This is a genomic window from Kaistia granuli DSM 23481, from assembly GCF_000380505.1.
GTDB lineage: Bacteria > Pseudomonadota > Alphaproteobacteria > Rhizobiales > Kaistiaceae > Kaistia > Kaistia granuli.
This window is the reverse complement of the sequence record NZ_AQYH01000004.1, coordinates 81,740-101,510: the sequence shown is the minus strand read 5'-3', so window position 1 is coordinate 101,510 and position 19,771 is coordinate 81,740. Positions and strand designations below refer to the sequence as shown.

General features: G+C 65.9%; 18 protein-coding genes and 1 tRNA gene. 9 read left to right on the top strand and 10 right to left on the bottom strand.

All coding sequences use genetic code 11. The features are described 5' to 3' along the window. Nucleotides 1–16 precede the first annotated feature (16 nt). Nucleotides 17–1,120: a TRAP transporter substrate-binding protein gene (locus tag G342_RS0104430; protein ID WP_040878229.1), complete on the top strand. Its 1,104-nt coding sequence runs from the start codon at nucleotides 17–19 to the stop codon at nucleotides 1,118–1,120. Nucleotides 1,121–1,189: 69 nt separating this feature from the next. On the opposite strand, the gene G342_RS0104425 is transcribed toward G342_RS0104430, so the two are convergent. Both G342_RS0104425 and G342_RS0104420 read right to left on the bottom strand, forming a co-directional pair. Beyond that, on the bottom strand, nucleotides 1,190–1,690 hold the full coding sequence (locus G342_RS0104425) for a GNAT family N-acetyltransferase (RefSeq protein ID WP_018181898.1): 501 nt from the start codon (nucleotides 1,688–1,690) through the stop codon (nucleotides 1,190–1,192). 5 nt (nucleotides 1,691–1,695) lie between these two features. Next, nucleotides 1,696–2,217, bottom strand: a complete 522-nt coding sequence (locus tag G342_RS0104420) for a GNAT family N-acetyltransferase (protein WP_425402196.1) — start codon at nucleotides 2,215–2,217, stop codon at nucleotides 1,696–1,698. 101 nt (nucleotides 2,218–2,318) lie between these two features. Here G342_RS0104420 and G342_RS25125 point away from each other — a divergent pair, with 101 nt between their 5' ends. The 3 genes from G342_RS25125 (at nucleotide 2,319) to greA (ending at nucleotide 5,707) form a co-directional block, all read left to right on the top strand. Next, nucleotides 2,319–3,227, top strand: coding sequence for a LysR family transcriptional regulator (locus G342_RS25125; RefSeq protein ID WP_018181896.1), 909 nt, complete (start codon nucleotides 2,319–2,321; stop codon nucleotides 3,225–3,227). Nucleotides 3,228–3,281: 54 nt separating this feature from the next. After that, nucleotides 3,282–5,087: a translation elongation factor 4 gene (gene lepA / locus G342_RS0104405; RefSeq protein ID WP_018181895.1), complete on the top strand. Its 1,806-nt coding sequence runs from the start codon at nucleotides 3,282–3,284 to the stop codon at nucleotides 5,085–5,087. 152 nt (nucleotides 5,088–5,239) lie between these two features. After that, nucleotides 5,240–5,707 carry a transcription elongation factor GreA gene (gene greA, locus G342_RS0104400; protein ID WP_026304116.1) on the top strand — a complete coding sequence of 156 codons (468 nt, stop codon included), beginning with the start codon at nucleotides 5,240–5,242 and terminating at the stop codon, nucleotides 5,705–5,707. A gap of 208 nt (nucleotides 5,708–5,915) precedes the next feature. Here greA and G342_RS0104395 read toward each other — a convergent pair whose 3' ends face one another. After that, nucleotides 5,916–6,563 (bottom strand): peroxiredoxin, encoded by a 648-nt coding sequence (locus tag G342_RS0104395; RefSeq protein WP_018181893.1) that lies wholly within the window; start codon nucleotides 6,561–6,563, stop codon nucleotides 5,916–5,918. Between the two features lie 296 nt (nucleotides 6,564–6,859). Here G342_RS0104395 and mepA point away from each other — a divergent pair, with 296 nt between their 5' ends. Continuing rightward, the gene (mepA, locus tag G342_RS0104390) at nucleotides 6,860–7,861 is read left to right on the top strand and encodes a penicillin-insensitive murein endopeptidase (protein ID WP_018181892.1); all 1,002 of its coding nucleotides are present in this window, start codon (nucleotides 6,860–6,862) and stop codon (nucleotides 7,859–7,861) included. 76 nt (nucleotides 7,862–7,937) lie between these two features. Here mepA and G342_RS0104385 read toward each other — a convergent pair whose 3' ends face one another. The 4 genes from G342_RS0104385 to G342_RS0104370 are packed head-to-tail and all read right to left on the bottom strand — an operon-like array spanning nucleotide 7,938 to nucleotide 10,792. Further along, nucleotides 7,938–9,047 carry an NADH:flavin oxidoreductase/NADH oxidase gene (locus G342_RS0104385; RefSeq protein WP_018181891.1) on the bottom strand — a complete coding sequence of 370 codons (1,110 nt, stop codon included), beginning with the start codon at nucleotides 9,045–9,047 and terminating at the stop codon, nucleotides 7,938–7,940. Nucleotides 9,048–9,106: 59 nt separating this feature from the next. Continuing rightward, the gene (locus G342_RS0104380; RefSeq protein ID WP_018181890.1) at nucleotides 9,107–9,775 is read right to left on the bottom strand and encodes a 2OG-Fe(II) oxygenase; all 669 of its coding nucleotides are present in this window, start codon (nucleotides 9,773–9,775) and stop codon (nucleotides 9,107–9,109) included. Beyond that, nucleotides 9,772–10,437: a peptide-methionine (S)-S-oxide reductase MsrA gene (gene msrA, locus G342_RS0104375; RefSeq protein ID WP_018181889.1), complete on the bottom strand. Its 666-nt coding sequence runs from the start codon at nucleotides 10,435–10,437 to the stop codon at nucleotides 9,772–9,774. The genes G342_RS0104380 and msrA overlap by 4 nt, the downstream gene beginning before the upstream one ends. A gap of 28 nt (nucleotides 10,438–10,465) precedes the next feature. Next, nucleotides 10,466–10,792 (bottom strand): hypothetical protein, encoded by a 327-nt coding sequence (locus tag G342_RS0104370; RefSeq protein ID WP_018181888.1) that lies wholly within the window; start codon nucleotides 10,790–10,792, stop codon nucleotides 10,466–10,468. Between the two features lie 267 nt (nucleotides 10,793–11,059). Between G342_RS0104370 and G342_RS0104365 the strand changes: the two genes are divergently transcribed. Both G342_RS0104365 and G342_RS0104355 read left to right on the top strand, forming a co-directional pair. Further along, nucleotides 11,060–11,149 (top strand) — tRNA-Ser (locus G342_RS0104365). A gap of 459 nt (nucleotides 11,150–11,608) precedes the next feature. Further along, the gene (locus tag G342_RS0104355; protein WP_018181886.1) at nucleotides 11,609–13,024 is read left to right on the top strand and encodes a pyridoxal phosphate-dependent decarboxylase family protein; all 1,416 of its coding nucleotides are present in this window, start codon (nucleotides 11,609–11,611) and stop codon (nucleotides 13,022–13,024) included. A 303-nt stretch (nucleotides 13,025–13,327) separates the two neighbouring features. On the opposite strand, the gene G342_RS0104350 is transcribed toward G342_RS0104355, so the two are convergent. Continuing rightward, a complete protein-coding gene (locus G342_RS0104350) occupies nucleotides 13,328–14,515 on the bottom strand; it encodes an acetate/propionate family kinase (protein WP_026304114.1) in 1,188 nt (395 codons plus the stop codon). Nucleotides 14,516–14,693: 178 nt separating this feature from the next. On the opposite strand from G342_RS0104350, the gene G342_RS0104345 reads away from it, so the two are divergent. Continuing rightward, the gene (locus G342_RS0104345; RefSeq protein WP_018181884.1) at nucleotides 14,694–17,090 is read left to right on the top strand and encodes a phosphoketolase family protein; all 2,397 of its coding nucleotides are present in this window, start codon (nucleotides 14,694–14,696) and stop codon (nucleotides 17,088–17,090) included. Nucleotides 17,091–17,184: 94 nt separating this feature from the next. Then, nucleotides 17,185–18,027, top strand: a complete 843-nt coding sequence (locus G342_RS0104340) for a universal stress protein (RefSeq protein ID WP_018181883.1) — start codon at nucleotides 17,185–17,187, stop codon at nucleotides 18,025–18,027. A 45-nt stretch (nucleotides 18,028–18,072) separates the two neighbouring features. Here G342_RS0104340 and G342_RS0104335 read toward each other — a convergent pair whose 3' ends face one another. Both G342_RS0104335 and G342_RS0104330 read right to left on the bottom strand, forming a co-directional pair. Then, nucleotides 18,073–19,056 carry a zinc-dependent alcohol dehydrogenase family protein gene (locus G342_RS0104335; RefSeq protein ID WP_026304112.1) on the bottom strand — a complete coding sequence of 328 codons (984 nt, stop codon included), beginning with the start codon at nucleotides 19,054–19,056 and terminating at the stop codon, nucleotides 18,073–18,075. Continuing rightward, nucleotides 19,053–19,748 carry a CBS domain-containing protein gene (locus G342_RS0104330; RefSeq protein WP_018181881.1) on the bottom strand — a complete coding sequence of 232 codons (696 nt, stop codon included), beginning with the start codon at nucleotides 19,746–19,748 and terminating at the stop codon, nucleotides 19,053–19,055. The genes G342_RS0104335 and G342_RS0104330 overlap by 4 nt, the downstream gene beginning before the upstream one ends. Nucleotides 19,749–19,771: the final 23 nt, after the last annotated feature.

Genomic DNA, 19,771 nt, shown 5'->3' with positions numbered 1-19,771 from the left:
TTTCTGAGAGGATCGCATGGCGCGGGAACGGACGAGGATCGATCGGCGACAGTTGATCGGGGTCGGCATGGCCGGCCTCGGCTCCAGCCTCGCCATGCCGTCGATCGCCCGCGCCGCCAATGTGCTGGTCTGGAAGATGGCGACCGCGTGGCCCAAGGACGCCCCGGGCGTCGGCGCCAATGCGCAACGCCTGGCCGAGCGGATCACCACCTTGTCCGACGGCCGCCTGAGCGTGCAGCTGTTCGCCGCCGGCGACCTGGTCGCGCCCGGCCAGGTCTTCGACGCGGTCTCGAACGGCAAGGCCGAGATGGGCCATGGCTCCCCCTATTACTGGGCGGCGAAAGATCCGGCCTTTCACTATTTCTCCGGCGTACCGTTCGGCCTGACGGCGACGGAGCATGCCGGCTGGCTCACCGCCGGCGGCGGGCAGGCCCTTTGGGAGCGCGCCTACGAGCCGTTCGGCGTCCTGCCCTTCTATGCCGGCTCGACCGGTCCGCAGGCGGCCGGCTGGTTCAAGCGGGAGATCCGCAAGCCGGAGGACTTCAAGGGTCTCGCCATCCGCATCACCGGCCTCGGCGCCGACGTGCTGAAGCGCCTCGGCGCCAATCCCGTGCTGCTGCCGCAGGACGACATCGCCGCCGCGCTCGAATCCGGCACGATCGACGCCGCCGAATGGGTCGGCCCCTGGAACGATCTGGCGCTCAACCTGCCGCGCGCCGCGCCGTTCTGCTACATGCCGGCCTTCCACGAACTGGCGACGGCACTGGAGTTGACGGTGAACAAGGCCGCCTTCGACGCCTTGCCGCCCGACCTACAGGCAACCGTTCGCGCCGCGGCGCTGGCGACGGCGGCCGAGACCTCCGCCGACTTCACCGCCAACAACATCATCGCCCTGCCGACGCTGATCGATCGCGGCACGGTGGTGAAGAGCTTCCCGGACGAGGTGATCGAGGCGCTGGCCAAGACCTCGGCCGACGTCCTGGCCGAGATCGGCGATGCGAGCCCGATGGCGAAGGAAGTCCACCCCGCCTTCACCAGCTTCCGCAAGAAGGCGGTCGCCTATGCCGCCGTCGCCGACGGTGCCGCTCTCGCCATGCGGGCCCGGGCGCTGGCGATCTAGGGAGCATCGCCCCTTCGACTTGCCCAGTCACACCCTTTCCGGCCCACCCTCGCCGTCACGACAGGAGACTCAGTCCAGCGTCTTCTGCAGGAAGACGAGATCGAGATAACGGCCGAACTTGAAGCCGAGCTCCGGCATCCGCGCCGTCTCGACAAAGCCATGGCGCTCGTGCAGGCGGATCGAGACATCATTGCCCGCCTCGATGCCGGCCACCATGACGTGCTTGCCGTTCGCCGCGGCATGCGCCACCAGCGCACCGAGCAGCGCCGTGCCGGCTCCCTTGCCGCGGGCCGCGCTCGCCACATAGATCGAATTCTCGACCGTGAAGCGGTAGCCCTGGAAGGCTCGGAAATCGCCATAGCTCGCATAGCCGAGCACGGTGTCCGACTCGACCGCGACCAGAACCGGATAACCCTGCGCCTGTCGGGCCGCGAACCAGGCGAGCCGGTTGTCGAGATCGACGACATCATCATTCCAGATCGCCGCCGTGTTGACGACCGCGTCGTTGTAGATCGCCAGGATGGCGGGTATGTCGGCCTCGGTGGCCGGGCGGATCAGGGTCATGGTCATGCCGTTCAGATTGTCTTGTAGAAGAAGGTCGCCGCTTCGAGCCGGCCGTCCGGGGTAAGCGAGTGGCCCGGCATCACGCCATACTCGATCCAGCCGGTGGCGCGGTAGAGCGCCTCGCCGGCCGAACCGGTCTGCGTGTCGAGATGCAGCAACGTCTTGCCAGCCTCGCGCGCCACCGTCTCGGCCGCCGCGAGCAGCTGCCGGCCGATGCCGCGCCGTCGCGCGCTGGAATGCACCAGCATCTTGCCGATTTCGGCGCGATGCTGGCCGTTCGGCTGCGGCGCGAAGGTGACGACGACCGTGCCGACGATATGCCCGTCGAGCTCGGCGACCACCAGGACGCGGCTGCCGGCATCGATGCCGTCCAGCTGGCCCTGCCAGTATCCGGCCGCGTCGGCATGCGAGAAGCCGGCGAGGAAATTGACCGATGCGCCGTGTTCGACGACATCGACGAGAATATCGGCCAGCGCCGGGATCGCCGCGCGTGCCGCCGCACCATCCAGCTGACGAAGGATCGAAGCCATCATGTCTCCATTGCCCTTTTGCCAGAAAACAGGCTTCATCATCGATTTTGTCAATGATAAACTCCTTCGATCACATTTATTGAAATGATACATAAATAAACATTATGGATATCGATCAGCTTCGCAGCTTTGACCGCATCGTGCGGGACGGCAGCTTCACCAAGGCGGCGGCGCGGCTGAACGTCACCCAGGCGACCATCTCGACCCGCATCCGCACCCTCGAGGCGCATGTCGGCGGCACGCTGTTCACGCGCGGTCGCAAGGTGGAGTTGACGGAGCGCGGCGCCACCTTCCTGCCCTATGCCCGCCGCGTGCTGGCGACGCTGCTCGAAAGCGAGGACGCGATGCGCAGCGTCGATCGCGGCCGCATCGCCTTCGCCTCCTTGCGCAGCCTGATCGAACCCTTGGCGACGCCCGCCGTCGTCGACTTCATGCGCGCCCATCCCCGCGTCGAGCTGCAGTTCGAGGAGGGTCGACACCGCGACATCGCTGAATGGCTGCATGACCGCAGCATCGACCTCGCCATCATCGGCTGGCCCAATTTCGACCCCCTGCTCGAGACGCTGGAACCGATCGCCATCCTGCGCGAGAAGGCCGTGCTCGCCGCTTCCCCGGCGCTCGCCGAGGCGATCGGCCCGCAGCCGACGCTCGACCGCATCTTCGCCGTGGCGCCGCACTTCCTCTCCTTCTTCTGGTGGCAGGTGACGCCCGACGCGATCCAGTCGTTGCGCCACCGCGCCCGTACCAGCTCGCAGGTGCTCTTCAGTTCCGGCCGCGCGCTGATCGAGCGCGGCGAGGCGATCGGCCACCTGCTCCAGGCCGCGATCACCAAGGACTTGGCCGAGGGCCGGCTGATCGACCTGGCGCCGATCGACATGCCCGTCATCTGGCGCGATTCCGCGCTTGTCGCGGGGACGCCGGACGCGCTTTCGCGTCCCCTGGTGGCCGAACTTGCCGACCGAATCGTGGCTCGCGCCGGCGAACTCGGCGTCCTTCATGCGGACCGGCGTTGAAAAGGCACGTTTCAGCGCTTTGCGGCCAACAACCTTGATGCTATTGAGCGCGCCATGAGCACCGCGCCGCAAGACAACATCCGCAATTTCTCCATTGTCGCCCATATCGACCATGGCAAATCGACGCTCGCCGATCGGCTGATCCAGGCGACCGGCGGTCTGACCGACCGCGAGATGAAGGAGCAGGTGCTCGACTCGATGGATATCGAGCGCGAGCGCGGCATCACCATCAAGGCGCAGACCGTCCGGCTGGACTACAAGGCCAAGGATGGCAAGACCTACATCCTGAACCTGATGGACACGCCCGGCCACGTCGACTTCGCCTATGAAGTGTCGCGATCGCTCGCCGCCTGCGAAGGCGCGCTGCTGGTCGTCGACGCCTCCCAGGGCGTCGAGGCGCAGACGCTCGCGAACGTCTATCAGGCGATCGACAACGATCTCGAAATCCTGCCAATCCTGAACAAGATCGATCTGCCGGCGGCCGAGCCCGACCGCATCAAGGCGCAGATCGAGGAAGTGATCGGCATCGATGCCTCGGACGCCGTCCTGATCTCGGCGAAGACCGGCATCGGCATTCCCGACGTGCTCGAGGCGATCGTTACCCGCCTGCCGCCGCCCAGGGGCGATGTCGAGGCGCCGCTGAAGGCGCTGCTCGTCGACAGCTGGTACGATGCCTATCTCGGCGTCATCGTCCTGATCCGCGTCATCGACGGCAACCTGAAGAAGGGCATGCGCATCCGCATGATGGGCGCCGACGCCGTCTATGACGTCGAGCGCGTCGGCTATTTCACGCCGAAGCTGGTCCCCGTCGACAATCTCGGCCCTGGCGAGATCGGCTTCCTGACCGCCTCGATCAAGGAAGTGGCGGACACCCGCGTCGGCGACACCATCACCGAGGACAAGAAGCCGACGGCAGAAGCGCTGCCGGGCTTCAAGCCGGCGCAGCCGGTGGTGTTCTGCGGCCTGTTCCCGGTCGACGCCGCCGATTTCGAGGAACTGCGCGCCGCGATGGGTCGTCTCCGGCTCAACGACGCCTCGTTCTCGTTCGAGATGGAATCATCCGCAGCACTCGGCTTCGGCTTCCGCTGCGGCTTCCTCGGCCTGCTGCATCTCGAAATCATCCAGGAGCGGCTGGAGCGCGAATTCAATCTCGACCTGATCGCGACGGCGCCGTCGGTGATCTACAAGATCACGCTGACCGACGGCAGCGAGGTCGAGCTGCACAATCCGGCCGACATGCCGGACGTGATGAAGATCGAAGAGATCTCCGAGCCCTGGATCCGCGCGACCATCCTGACGCCGGACGAATATCTCGGCGCCATCCTCAAGCTCTGCCAGGACCGGCGCGGCATCCAGTCGGATCTGTCCTATGTCGGCTCGCGCGCCATGGTCACCTACGACCTGCCGCTGAACGAGGTGGTGTTCGATTTCTACGACCGGCTGAAGTCGATCTCGAAGGGCTATGCCTCGTTCGACTATCACCTGACCGACCACCGCCCGGGCGACCTGGTCAAGCTGCAGATCCTGGTCAATGCCGAGCCGGTCGACGCGCTATCGATGCTGGTTCACCGCACCCAGGCCGAGCGTCGCGGCCGCGCCATGTGCGAGAAGCTGAAGGATCTGATCCCGCAGCATCTGTTCGTCATCCCGATCCAGGCGGCGATCGGCGGCAAGATCATCGCCCGCGAGACCGTGCGCGCCATGCGCAAGGACGTGACGGCGAAATGCTATGGCGGCGACATTACGAGAAAGCGCAAGCTTCTGGACAAGCAGAAGGAAGGCAAGCGCAAGATGCGGCAGTTCGGCAAGGTCGACATCCCGCAGGAAGCCTTCATCGCCGCGCTCAAGATGGAAGATTGAGGCAGCCAGCCTCCCGCCCCTCGACGGCCGCCCCGATTGACTTCGGTGCGGCCGTTTTCGTTTTGGCGACATACCAGGCGAGGCGACGACCGGCAGCCTGTCATCCGGCCTTGCCGATGGACGCCGCGCCGGCCCGGCCCTACCATTCCGGCATGAGCAGAGCCTTCGTCAAGGAAGACAGCGCCGACAAGGGCGATGACGGCTTGCCGGAACGCGCCGTCTCGTCGCATCCGAACCTCGTCACGCTGCATGGATTGGCGGCGATCGAAGCCGAGATCGCCCGCCTCGGCAACGCGCTCGCGATGGCGCGCGCCGACGGCGACACGATGGCCATACCGCCACTCGCGCGCGATCTGCGCTATTGGCAGCAGCGTCGCAGCAGCGCCGAGCCTGTCGCCCCGCCCGGCAGCAACGAGACCGTCCAGTTCGGCTCCACGATCACGATCCATCGCGCGGACGGAAGGCGGCAGACCTACCGGATCGTCGGCGAGGACGAGGCCGATCCGAAAGGCGGAACCGTCTCGTACATCTCGCCGCTGGCGCAGGCCGTCCTCGGCCGGCGCGTCGGTGACGAGATCGCCATCGCCGGCCAGGACGCCGAGATCATCTCGATCGACTAGGAAGGATGTCCCGAACTAGGCCATGTTCCTGAGGTGCCCGGCGAAGCCGGGTCTCGAAGGAGCGTTCAGGAAGCGCCTGGATGCGGTTCGCAGGAGGCGGATTCTGAGGCGCTTTCGCAGAAGGCGCCTCGAAGGACCCAAGAAGGAATGCCAAACGAAAATGGCGCCGGCCAAGGCCGACGCCATCAAGAATGGTAGGGCTGCGCGATCAGACCGGCTCTTGGACCTTGGGCTGCGGCACGAAGCGCAGATAGGGCTTCAGGGTCTTCCAGCCGCCGGGGAACTTCTCCCTGGCCGCCTCGTCCGAGACCGACGGGACGATGATGACGTCCTCGCCCTGCTTCCAGTCGACCGGCGTCGCCACCGAGAATTTCGAGGTCAGCTGCAGGCTGTCGATGACGCGCAGGATCTCGTCAAAATTCCGCCCTGTCGAAGCAGGATAGGTCAGTGTCAGCTTGAGCTTCTTGTCGGGTCCGATGACGTAGACCGAACGGACCGTCATCGTATCGGAGGCGTTGGGATGGATCATGCCGTAGAGATTGGCGACGTTCTTGTCGTGATCGGCGATCAGCGGGAAGTTCAGCGTCGCGCCGGTGGTGTCGCGGATGTCATCGATCCACTGGCCGTGATTGGCGAGCTGGTCGACGGAAAGGCCCAGCACCTTGACGCCGCGCTTGTCGAATTCCGGCTTCAGCTTGGCGACAGCGCCGAGCTCGGTCGTGCAGACCGGCGTGAAATTCTTCGGATGCGAGAACAGAACGCCCCAGCTGTCGCCGAGCCACTCGTGGAAAGAGATCTTGCCTTCCGTGGTGTCGGCGGTGAAATCGGGAACGACGTCCCCCAGATTGAGTGCCATTTGCCGTTTTCCCTCAGTGCATTATGCCGGCGGCGAGAGTTTTCGCCACCATTTCCGCAGCGAGTATCGCATCGCGTATTTTGCGGTCAATCGCGAATTAGCGCCCTCATTGAGAACAGATTCCCAATAATCTGGCGCAATCCGAAACCGCATCGCGACCCTGAGATGGATTCCGCCGAAAGCTGGAAAAAACGTCCAACCCGAGAGGGCGCCGGCCGCGTCCGGATGGTTGATAAATCGTCAATCTTGATCGCCGATACTCTCGGCGTGGGAGCGCTGAACTGGAAGGTGTCATCATGCTGAAGAGCCCGATCCGCGCGCTGGCGCTGTCCTTGCTGCTGCCGCTCGTCGCCGCCGTCCCGGCGATGGCGGACGCGATCGACACGACGCCCGCCAAGATCCTGTTCGGCGACGTCAAGACGCCGATCCCGCTCGAGGCGCGCGCCATCGGCTCCTATGCCAAGGGCTGCCTTGCCGGCGCTGTCGCCCTCCCGGTCAACGGCCCCGGCTGGCAGGCGATGCGCCTGTCGCGCAATCGCAACTGGGGTACGCCGGAACTGATCGCCTTCACCGAAAAACTCGCCGCCGACGCGAAGGCCCGCGACGGCTGGCCGGGACTGCTCGTCGGCGACATGGGCCAGCCGCGCGGCGGTCCGGCCCGCACCGGCCATGCCAGCCACCAGATCGGCCTCGACGTCGACCTCTGGCTGACGCCGATGCCGAACCGGACGCTCTCCCGCGACGAGCGCGAGAACATGTCGGCCGTCTCGATGGTCAATGAGAAGGCGCGCAAGATCGACCGCTCGGTCTGGACCATGGGCCAGCACAAGCTGATCCGCCGCGCCGCGCTCGATCCGCGTGTCGCACGCATCTTCGTCAACCCGGCGATCAAGAAGGCGCTCTGCGAGGGCGCCGGGCCCGACCGCGGCTGGCTCAACAAGGTCCGGCCGTGGTGGGGCCATACCTATCACTTCCATGTCCGGCTCGACTGCCCGGCCGGCATGGCCGGCTGCGTACCGCAGAAGGCGACGCCCGCCGGCGACGGCTGCGGCGCCGAGCTCGACGCCTGGCTGCAGCCGCCAAAGCCAACCAAGCCCACCAAACCGACCAAGCCGACCGTCAAGCCGCGCCCGATGATGCTGGCCGACCTGCCGCCGGCCTGCCGCCAGGTGCTGATCGGCGCCCCGGCCGGAATCGCGCCGGAGCCCGCGCCGACCGCCGCGATGGCCTATGACGGCGCGCCGCCGGCCGATGTCGAGAATCCGACCGACGCGCCGGTGACCGGCACGCTGCACTGAGTCGCGCCAACAAGGACAAGGGCGTGCCCCGAGACCCTCGGAGCGCCCTTGTCTTGTCCGCATGGACTTGCCGGTTTTAGTCGTCGTCGTCGACGACCCAATGCTTCATGGTCGTCAGGCTGCGCAGATATTGCGGCGGCGCGTAGGCTTCCGCGCCGAGTTCATAGGCGGCGCGCCACGGCCAGCGCGGATCGGCGAGAATGGCGCGCGCCAGCGCCACCATGTCCGCCCTGCCCTCCCGCAGGACCGCCTCGGCCTCGGCCGGCGTCGTGATCATACCGACCGCGCGGGTCGCGATGCCGGCGCCGTTGCGGATCGCCTCGGCGAAGTCGACCTGGTAGAGCGGGCCGATCGGGATCTGCTGGTCATGCGCGTTGCCGCCGCTCGAGGCGCAGATATAGACGACGCCCTCCGCCTTCAGCGCGGCCGCCACGGCGATGGCGTCCTCGATCGTGAAACCGTCCTCGACCCACTCGGTCGCCGACAGCCGCGCGCCAACGAACATCCGCGCCGGCAGCACGGCGCGCACGGCGCGGGCGATCGTCACGATCAGCCGCATGCGATTTTCCAGGCTGCCGCCCCAGCGATCGGTGCGCCGGTTCGAGATCGGCGACAGGAATTCGTTCAGCAGATAGCCGTGGGCGCCGTGCAGCTCGACGAAATCGAGGCCGATCCGCGCCGCCCGTTCCGCCGCCTGGACGAAGGCGGCAACGATTGCCTCGATGCCGGCCTCGTCGAGCGCCGTCGGCGTCGGCCAGCCGGGAGCAAAGGGAATGGCGGAAGGGCCGACCGTCTGCCAGGCATCCTGCGCGGGCGTCAGCGGACCGCCGCCGAGCCAGGGCAATTGCGACGACGCCTTGCGGCCGGCATGACCGAGTTGCACGCCGAACACGGCACCGGGTGCTGCGACGCGCCGCGCCGGAGCCAGAGCCCGCGCCATCGCCGCCTCGTTGGCATCGGAATAGAGGCCAGTGCAGCCATGCGAGATGCGACCGCGGCGCTCGACGCCCGTCGCCTCGAAGGTGATCATGCCGGCGCCCGAGATGCCGAGCGACATCCAGTGCTGGATATGCCAGTCGGAGGCCGAGCCGTCATCGGCCGAATACATGCACATCGGCGCGACGGCGATGCGGTTGGGGATGGTCTGCTCGCCGAGCGTGATCGGCGTAAAGAGCGCGGAGGGCATCGATCGATCCATTGGAAGGGACAGGATAAGAGCCTGGCGCCGGAAGGCGCAAGGGGGGATCAGCGCGACGTATCGAGACGTTGGCCGGTCGAGGCGTTGACCCGCCACCAGCCGGCGATGGCATGGCGGGGGCGGTGCGACGGCAGGACCTCGTGCGGGATCTCTTCCGACATCATCAGCACGACGCGCCCGGCCTGCGGCACGATCTCGGCGCTCGCCGCACCCTGGTCCTCCGGCCCGGACCAGAGCCGGAGCGCGCCGCCATAGTCCGCCTGCCAGTCGGCATCGAGATAGACGATCAGCGACACGACGCGATTGCGCGCGCCGGCCAGACTGTCCAGATGCCGGCCATAGAAGCCACCGGTCGGATAGGCGATGAAATTGCACTCGAAATCGAACAGGCCGAGAAAGAGCCGCCGGTTGATGGCGATGCGCAGCAACTCGGCGACCGCCAGGAACCGACGCTCGGCTTCCGTGCCGCCATCGAACCAGCGGATCGCCGCCCGCCGGATGTCGACGTCGCGGCGAAGTCCGCCATCGCGGCCGACCGCGGCCGTGGCCATCGTGCCCGCCGCCTCCATCGCCGCGAGTTCGGCCGCTAGCGTCATGATCAATGCCGGGTCAAACAGACGATTGACGAAGGCATAGCCGTCTTCCGCCAGCGACGCGATGGCCGCGTCGCTGGCGATGCTGTCGAAATCGTCAGCCTCCGAGGAAGTGTGGTTCACGCTGCGGCCACGCCGGTGCCGATCGGGCAGGAAACGCCGGTGCCGCCGAGCCCGCAATAGCCGCCCGGATTCTTGGCGAGATATTGCTGGTGGTCGTCCTCCGCGAAGTAGAAGGGCGGGCGGTCGAGGATCTCCGTCGTGATGACGCCGAGCCCCTCGCTCGAAAGCGCGCGCTGATACGCGTCGCGGGCGGCCTCTGCCCGCTGCCGCTCGGAGGCGTTGGCGACATAGATGCCGGAGCGGTATTGCGTGCCGACATCATTGCCCTGGCGCATGCCCTGGGTCGGATCGTGGCTCTCGAAGAAGATCGCGAGCAGCGCGTCATAGGAAATGACGGACGGATCATAGGCGACCAGCACCACTTCATTGTGGCCAGTCATGCCGGTGCAGACCTCGCCATAGGTCGGGTTCGGCGTCGTGCCGGCGGCATAGCCGACGGCGGTCGCCCAGACGCCCTTCGCCTGCCAGAACTTGCGTTCGGCGCCCCAGAAACAGCCAAGCCCGAACAGCGCCGTCTCGATCCCTTCGGGATAGGGTCCGGCGATCGGGTGGCCGTTGACGAAATGCGCGCCGGGCTGGCTGATCGGATGCGACCGGCCGGCCAGGGCCGCGCCCGGATCCGGCATGCGGGCCTTGCGCGATAGGATATCGAGGAGATTCATGGGGTCGTCTCCTTGTCAGAAGGGGGTGTCAGGCGATGATGGACCGGTAGCGCCGGCGGCGCCCGACCAGAAGCAGGAAAGCACCCAGCGCGCCGAGGACGAACCAGGTCGGCAGGGTCAGCAGAAACTCGATGACGGGCGACCAGACCCACGGACCGACATAGGTCTCGACATGGCTGGCAATGGCGGCCTGCAGGGCCGTCAGGCTGTCGGGATCGAAGGTGAACCAGGCCTGGCCGAGCGGCGTCACCGTCAGCGACGAGGCGGCGATCGACTTCGTTCCGTCGATCACCAGCCCCACGACCGCACCGGCAATGGCAAAGAGGCCGAGAAGGCGGACGAAGAGCGTGAACATTCCAGGATCCCTCGTCGCGCGGTGGGCCAGAGGTTCCCGTCCGGAAGCGACGGATCCAGAGATAGTGATTGCGCGCGAATTCGGCAATGATTCAAAGCCGGCCGGCGGAAACCAATCACGATCGGCAGGCCATCCCCGCTTGTTTTCGCCGCAAGCCTTGCGGCGGCCCATGGCTTCGTGATACCGCACGCCTGTCCTGTCGAAAGTGAGGAAGCGCCCGCCGCTCCCCAGTCGCGATCGAGGGACAGGCGCCGAGCGCGCTGGTACGGAGGGGTGGCCGAGTGGTTGAAGGCGCACGCCTGGAAAGTGTGTATACGGGAAACCGTATCGCGGGTTCGAATCCCGCTCCCTCCGCCATTAACTAACTGATTTTGTTAGATTTTATCTGTCTCGCTTGCGGGCGCACATAGCCCCGACTTTTCCGTGACTCTGCTGACCAGTCCTTCGGAGCGTGTCAGCAGAGACGGCATTCATTGCCGTTTGCAGGCTTTTTTTTTGCCGGTTGAGCTCGCGCTTGGGGGCGGCGTTGTCGACATCATGGACACCGCCAGCGCACCAGTATCATACCCAGCACCCAGCACCCAGCACCCAGCACCCACCGCCCAACCCGCCAGGTCGTGCTGCCGTCCAGCAGTTCGCCGCGCTGCCGGACGCGTGACGCCGTCGCCGCTTGCTTAGGCAGATGTCAGGCGGTCTTTCGTGTGCTCGCCTCGGGGCTCTCGGATGACGCCGTTGCGCTGGGCGTTGAACCCGCTGCGATCCGCGCTATCGTGGTGCGGGTGGATCGACCGCGTCCGCCCGATAGCGGAGGGCTCCATGGACGATTCGGATCGTGATCTCTTCGCCAGGGCCGCGGCACATGCCCTCGCCTTCCGGAAACGGCTCGCCAGCCGCTTGCAGCGCCCGGAGCACGGCTATGCCGAAGCCCTGGCTGACTTTGCAGGCCCGTTACCGGAGGCGGGCGCGGATGGTCGTGCCATTCTCGATGACCTGGTGGATCGGGCGACGCCCGGGCTTCATGCCATGGCCGGGACGCGGTTCTTCGGCTGGGTGATCGGCAGTTCGCACCCTGTCGGCGTCGCGGCGGACTGGATGACAGCGGCCTGGGGTCAGAATGCCGGCAATCACGCCGCAGCGCCGGCGGCGGCGGCGTGCGAAAGCGTCGCGGCGCAATGGCTCCTGGAGTTGCTCGACCTACCGTCCACCGCCTCGGTCGGCTTCGTGACGGGCGCCACGGTCGCCAATTTCGTCGCGCTCGCTGCCGCGCGCGGGGCGGTTCTGCGGCGGCTCGGCTGGGATGTCGAGGCGGATGGCCTGTTCGGCGCGCCATCCGTCCGCGTGATCATCGGCGAAGAGGCACACAGCACGGTCTTTTCGGCTCTGCAATATCTCGGTCTCGGCCAGGCCCGCGTCACCAAAGTCGCGGTCGACCAGGAAGGCGCGATGCTGCCGGAGGCGTTTGCGGCAGCCATGGCGGCGGCGGCGGATGAAGGGGCGGTCATCGCCATCACGCAGGCCGGGCAAATCAACTCCGGTGCATTTGACCCGCACCCGGCGATCCTCGCTTCGGCGAGGCGCCACTCCAATTGCTGGGTGCATGTCGATGGCGCCTTCGGTCTCTGGGCTCGTGCCTGTCCGGACCGCGCCTTCCTGGCGAACGGCATTGAGGGGGCGGATTCCTGGGCGACCGACGGGCACAAATGGCTGCAGACGCCTTATGATTGCGGCTTCGCCATCGTGCGCGACGCCGAGGCGCATCGGCGGGCGATGACGATCGCTGCCAGCTATCTGCCCGCCGTGGCCGAGGGGGAGCGCGACCCGTCGCACTACGTTCCAGAATTGTCGCGGCGGGCGCGCGGTTTCGCGACGTTTGCGATGATTCGGCATTTCGGCCGCGCGGGCGTAGCCGAAATGGTCGGGCGGCATTGCCGGCTTGCGCGCCAACTCGCCGATACGCTGCGCGCCGAGCCCGGGATCGCCGTCATGAATGACGTCGTGCTCAACCAGCTGATCGTGCGCTTTGGCAGCGACCGCCCACGGGAAGAGAGCGATGCGCTGACGCGTTCGACGATCGCCACCCTGCAGCGCGAGGGGCGTATTTTCGCCGGCGGCGCGCAATGGCGCGGCGACTGGATCCTCAGGATCTCAGTGATCGGCGGCGGGACCACCGACGACGACATCGCGGTCGCCGCCCAAGCCATCCTCGAAGCCTGGCGCGGTGCGCAGGGCTGATGCGGAGATCGGCCAGGAGATCGCGTCGCGTTCGCTCTGCAGAATGCCAGCCCTTTTTCAAGTCCGCCATGGCGCAGATGCGGACTTCCTTTGCTCACTCACATCGCACGAGCCTTGGAGGGGCTCCGTTCCGATGAAAGTCCAAACTCCCCGTTTGCGGGGATACTCAGAGTCGAGTTCGCAGCAGACTGCGTCCACCGCCATCTAACCTTTCTCGACCCGCCCGAACACGCTGCGTTTCTGCCGTTCGGCGCCAACAGCCCTGCTGTCTCGTCCCCTTCGACAGCGGCCCGCCGACCAGCGTCAAGTCGAACCGATCGCGACCTGGGTGTGCCGGGCGATCATCCGCTCCTCGTCGGTCGGGATGACACGAATCTCGATCCGGCTTTGCGGCGCGCTGATGACGGCATCGCCCCGCGCATTGGCGGCCGGATCAAGCACGGCGCCAAGCCATTCCAGCCTTTCACAGACAGCCGCACGGACTGGCGGCGCGTGCTCGCCGATGCCCGCGGTGAAGACAATGCCGTCGAGCCCGCCTAGCGAACTCGCCAATCCACCGGCTTCGCGCGCGATCCGGTAGGTGAAAAGCTCGACCGCTTCGGCCGCGCGGATGTCGGCGCTGACGAGCAGCGTGCGCATGTCGCTGGCGATGCCGCCCGAAACGCCGAGGAGTCCCGAGCGGCGATAGAGAAGGTCCTCCACCTCGCCGACCGTCATGCCGCGCTCCTGCAGCAGGTAGAGGATGACGCCGGGATCGAGCGTGCCGGGCCGCGTGCCCATCACCAGCCCGTCCAGAGCACTGAAGCCCATGGTCGTATCGATGCTGCGCCCTTGGTGAAGCGCGCACAGGCTGGCGCCGTTGCCGAGATGGGCGACGATCACCCGGCCATGTGCCAAGGCAGGCGCCACATCCGGCAGGCGACGGGCGATGGATTCATAGGACAGGCCGTGAAATCCGTAGCGACGAACCGCCATCGCCTCATATTCGCGCGGCAGCGCGAAGCGGCTCGCGACGTCCGGCATGGTGTGGTGAAAGGCCGTGTCGAAGCAGGCGACCTGCGGCAGCTCCGGCCGCGCGGCGGCGATGGCACGGATCGGCGCGAGGTTCTGCGGCTGGTGCAGCGGCGCCAGGGGCGTAATGCGGTCGAGCGCGGCCAGAAGTGCCGGCGTCACCCGTTCCGGCTTGGCATGATTGGGCCCGCCATGCACCACCCTGTGGCCGACGGCCATCAGCCTGTCCGCGCCGAGATGAGCCTCGGTCCAGCCGACGACCATTTCAAACAGCGGCTGCGACGCTCCCGCGGCATCCGGCCAGTTGTGATCAGCAAGAACAGCCCCGCCGGCGTCCCGCGCCAAGAAATGCGGCCGCGTGGCAATCATCTCGATCTCGCCGCGCAGCGAGAGTTCGAGCCGGTCGGGGCCTTCCACTCGGAAAAGCGCGAATTTGAGGCTCGAGGAACCCGCATTGAGGGTCAGGATCGCTTCGGCCATGGTCTTGCTCTCCCGGCGGCCTTCCCGGCCGTCACCGATCTCGGCTTGATGGAAATCAAGGCGGCCCGTCCGGCCAAGCCGCAGTCTTGCCGGATCGGGGACTTTCCTGCCGATTGCGCTATTGTCCGTAGCGGAAGCCATAGTGGATCATTCGACGTCTCACAACGGAGCCTGCCATATGACGACCGCTGAGAAGGACGTATCCCGGGCGGTCTCGCAGCCCTTGTCGCCGGAAGAGGCGCGACTAATACACGCCTGGTGGCGGGCGGCGAACTATCTGTCCGTCGGCCAGGTCTATCTGCTGGACAATCCGCTTCTGCGCGAACCTCTGACCCAGGCGCATGTCAAGCCGCGCCTGCTCGGCCATTGGGGCACCACGCCCGGCCTGAACTTCATCTACGCGCATCTGAACCGGGTGATAAAGCGCGAGAACATGAGCGTTCTCTACATCGCCGGGCCTGGGCATGGCGCGCCGGGCGTCGTCGCCAGCACCTGGCTCGAAGGCACCTATAGCGAGCTCTATCCCGAGATCTCGCAGGACGAAGCGGGCATGTGCCGCCTGGTTCGGCAGTTCTCCTTTCCCGGAGGCATTCCGAGCCACGCTTCGCCCGAAACGCCGGGCTCCATCCATGAAGGCGGCGAGCTCGGCTATTCGCTGAGCCACGCCTTCGGGGCGGTCTTCGACAACCCGGATCTCATCGCGGCCTGCGTCGTGGGTGATGGCGAGGCAGAGACCGGGCCGCTCGCCACCGCGTGGCACGGCAACAAGTTCCTGAATCCGGCGCACGATGGCGCCGTGCTGCCGTTCCTGCATCTCAATGGCTACAAGATCGCCAACCCGACGGTGCTTGCCCGGATCCCGCATCCAGAACTCGAAGCCCTGCTGCGCGGCTATGGCTATGCGCCGATCTTCGTCGAAGGCGACGAGCCCGCGGCGATGCATCAGAAGATGGCGGCGGCGCTCGATGCCGCCTTCGCTTCGATCCGCGCCATCCAGCAGAAGGCCCGGACCGGCGGCGGCATGACCGAGCGGCCGGCCTGGCCGATGATCGTGCTGCGGTCGCCCAAGGGCTGGAGCGGGCCAAAGACCGTGGACGGCAAGCAGACCGAGGGCTCCTGGCGCTCGCATCAGGTGCCGTTCACCATGGAAAAGCCCGAGCATCTCGGCCTGCTGGAAGCTTGGTTGCGCAGCTACGGGCCGGAAGAACTGTTCGACGCGACAGGCCGGTTGCGGCCGGAGATCGCCGCGCTGGCGCCAATTGGCGACAAGCGGATGAGCGCCAATCCGCACGCCAATGGCGGGGCCTTGATGCGGCCGCTGAAGCTGCCCGATTTCAAGGACTATGCGGTCGCGGTGACGGAGCCGGGCGGCTCGGACGCCGCGGCGACCCGGATCACCGGCGGCTTCCTGCGCGACGTGATGGAAGCGAACGCATCGACCCGGAATTTCCGCGTCTTCGGGCCCGACGAGACCGCGTCCAACCGGCTCCAGGATCTGTTCAAGGTGACCGACCGGACATGGAATGCCGAGGTCCTCGCCTCGGACGATCACCTGTCGGCCGATGGAAGAGTGATGGAAATCCTCAGCGAGCACACCTGCCAGGGCTGGCTGGAGGGCTATCTGCTCACCGGCCGGCACGGCTTCTTCTCGTGCTACGAGGCTTTCATCCACATCGTGGATTCGATGTTCAACCAGCACGCCAAATGGCTAAAGACCTCGAAGGAGGTCGCCTGGCGGCGGCCGATCGCGTCCTTGAACTACCTGCTGACCTCCCACGTCTGGCGACAGGACCACAACGGCTTCAGTCATCAGGATCCGGGGTTCGTCGATCATGTGGTGAACAAGAAAGCCGAGATCGTCCGCGTCTATTTTCCACCGGACGCCAACACGCTGCTCTATGTCACCGACCACTGCCTGCGCAGCTGGAATCGCATCAATGTCATCGTGGCGGGCAAGCAGCCGCACCCGCAATGGCTGACCATGGACGAGGCCATCAAGCACTGCGCAGCCGGCATCGGCATCTGGGAATGGGCAAGCAATGATCGCGGCGGCGAACCGGACGTGGTCATGGCGTGCTGCGGCGACGTGCCGACGCTGGAAACGCTGGCCGCCGTCGACCTCCTCCGCCACGCCATTCCCGACCTCAAGCTGCGGCTCGTCAACGTCGTGGACCTGATGACGCTGCAGCCGAAGACCGAGCATCCGCACGGTCTGTCGGATGCGGATTTCGATCAATTGTTCACCAGGGACAAGCCGGTGATCTTTGCCTATCATGGCTATCCTTGGCTGATCCATCGCCTCGCCTACAAGCGTGCCAATCACGACAACATGCATGTGCGGGGCTTCAAGGAAGAGGGGTCGACCACCACGCCGTTCGACATGGTGGTGCGCAACGATCTCGACCGCTTCCACCTGGTCGCCGATGTAATCGACCGCGTGCCCCGGCTCGGCACCGCCGCCGCTTACGTCAAGCAGGCGATGCGCGACCGGCTGACGGAGCATTACTACTATATCCGCGAGCACGGCGCCGACATGCCGATGGTCGCCGACTGGCGCTGGACGGGGAAGGATTGACCCGTCGGATTGGAAGACCGCGCCGAGCCGGGCTGGCTTGGCAAGTTGCTGACCGGATAGCGGTAGAAATGAACGAAACAAGAAGAGGGAGTGCATGATGCCGAAGACCCGCCTCGCCTATATGCCCCTGATCACCTATCCCGACATAGCCACGGAAGAGGCCGTTATTGCAGCCACGTCCACTGCCATGGCCCTGGATACCGAACTCCAGGTGACAACCTTCTCCGTCGATATTCCGCCTGTGGCCTCGCCGATTGGCAACTTCTTGCTCAATATCCCGGATCTGATCCGGACTACCGAAGAGTACAGCCAAAGCGACTGCCTTCGGCTTGAGCGACTGGTTCAGCGTCACGCGGATGGTCGGATAAGGGTTCAATGCTCAAGCAGGAAACTACCACTCGGTTCGGCAGGATCTGCAGCGGCCTCGGAGGCACGGTATTTCGACCTCTCATTGCTGCCCTGGGTCAAGGATAGCTCTGTCCTGCAGGAACTGGCGGAAACGGTCATATTTGATGCCGGCAGGCCGGCGATACTGGTTCCCTCATCGGCCACATCTAGTCCCATCAAGAATGTGGCGGTTGCTTGGGACGGCAGTCGCGTCGCGGCTCGCGCACTCGCGGACGTCATGCCACTACTGACGCCCGACTCACAGGTTACGATCTTGACCGTTCAAAACGAGAAGCAATTGGAAGGACGCGGCATAGCGGAAACTTTGGCGCTTTCCCTTCAGCGACGCGGTTTTCAAGCCCAGGCTCAAAATGTGGAACTTGAGGGAGGGAATATCGCCGAAACATTGCAGGACGCTGCGCTGAACGCTGAATCCCATATGTTGGCTATGGGTGGCTTCGGTCACACACGCCTCCGCGATTTCGTCCTGGGCGGCGCGACCAAGGGGGTCCTCAGCGACCTGCGCCTACCCGTGCTGATGTCGCATTGAACGGCTCATCACACTGCTTCAATCGAGATCGGGCCTCCATCGTCACTATGGGACGAGGACCGCGGCGCCCTGAAACCGGCCGGCACGAAGATCAGCGAGGGCTTCATTCGCCTTCTCGAGGGGGTAGACGGTCGTGGTCGTCCGGATGTTCGCCTTCGCGGCGATCGCAAGGAAATCGACCGCGTCCTGACGGGTGAGATTGGCGACCGAGACCAGTTGCCGCTCTTCCCAGAGCAGCTGGTAGGGAAAGCTCGGAATGTCGCTCATATGGATGCCCCCGCAGACGACCCTCCCGCCCTTTCGGACCGCTCGCAGCGCCTGCGGCACCAACGCACCGACCGGCGCGAACAGGATTGCCGCGTCCAGGAGCTCGGGGGGCAACTCGTCCGAGCCGCCGACCCAGACCGCGCCGAGCGTCAGCGCCATGGCTTGCGCGGCCGTGTCACCGGGGCGCGTGAAGGCATAGACCTCGCGCCCCTGCCACCGACAGACCTGCGCCAGAATATGGGCAGCGGCGCCGAACCCGTACAGACCGATCCGCCCGCCATCCCCAGCGATGGCGAGCGACCGCCAGCCGATCAGGCCGGCGCACATCAGAGGCGCCGCCGCGACCGGATCATCAAAGCCTTCGAGTGAAAACGCGAACGTCGCCTCCGCTACCGCGTGGGTTGCGAAGCCGCCATCGCGCGAATAGCCGGTAAAGGCAGGCTCGTCGCAGAGGTTCTCCCGTCCGGTCGCGCAATAGCGGCAGTGACCGCAGGTGTGGGCAAGCCACGGAATACCGACACGAGCCCCCAGTCCCGGCGTCGTGACATCGGCGCCGTGCGCTTCCACGATGCCGACGATCTCGTGTCCGGGAACGAGCGGCAGATTGGGGTGGTGGAGATCCCCGTCGACGACATGCAGGTCCGTGCGGCAGACGCCGCAGGCCTCGATCCGGACGCGGATCTGGCCGGGACCCGGAACGGGCTCTGCCCGCGTCTCCAGCTCCAGGGGCTGTCCGATCCCGCGCAGCACCATGGCTCTCACGGCAGGATCACCAGCCCGGACAGCGGCTCGACATAGACAAGCTCATCCTTGACCGCCTTCACGCCGGCGACGTTCTCGGCCGCGACCTGCGTTGCCGCGCGGATGCGATCATCGAAGATGGTGCCGCGCAGTTCGACCACTCCCCCGGTGACCCGCACGCGCACCAATCCGCCCCATGTTTGTCGGGCCAGCTCCGCCTCGATGTCCGCCCGAATGCGCTCGTCATCGGAAACACCACGAGGCTCCGACGACAGGATGCGCAACATAGCCCTCAGAAGATCAGAACGGGCCACGATCCCAACCAATTTTCCATTCTCAAGTACGGGCAGGCGCTTGACGTGATGCCGAACCATCAGGCCGACGGCTTCGTCTAGCGCGGCGTTCTTGCGGGTGGTCACCACATCGCGCGACATCACCTCTCCCACCTTCCGCCCATGCACGTGAACATAGTCGTCGGCGGCGGACCCTTCCGTGCTGAGCCATTCCAGCCACCAGGATCGCTTCGGCTCTGTCCCCAGTTCCGGTCGTCGCAGGAAATCGCCTTCGCTGACCATTCCGACCAGGCTGCCGTTTTCCGACACAACCGGCAACCCGCTCACGCCGCGCGCCAGCATCAGGCGTGCGGCGTCCTGGATCGACATTGTCGGCTGGACACTGATGACAGGCGACGACATGATGGCTTCGACGAACATGTGCCTTTCTCCCTGAGACCAGC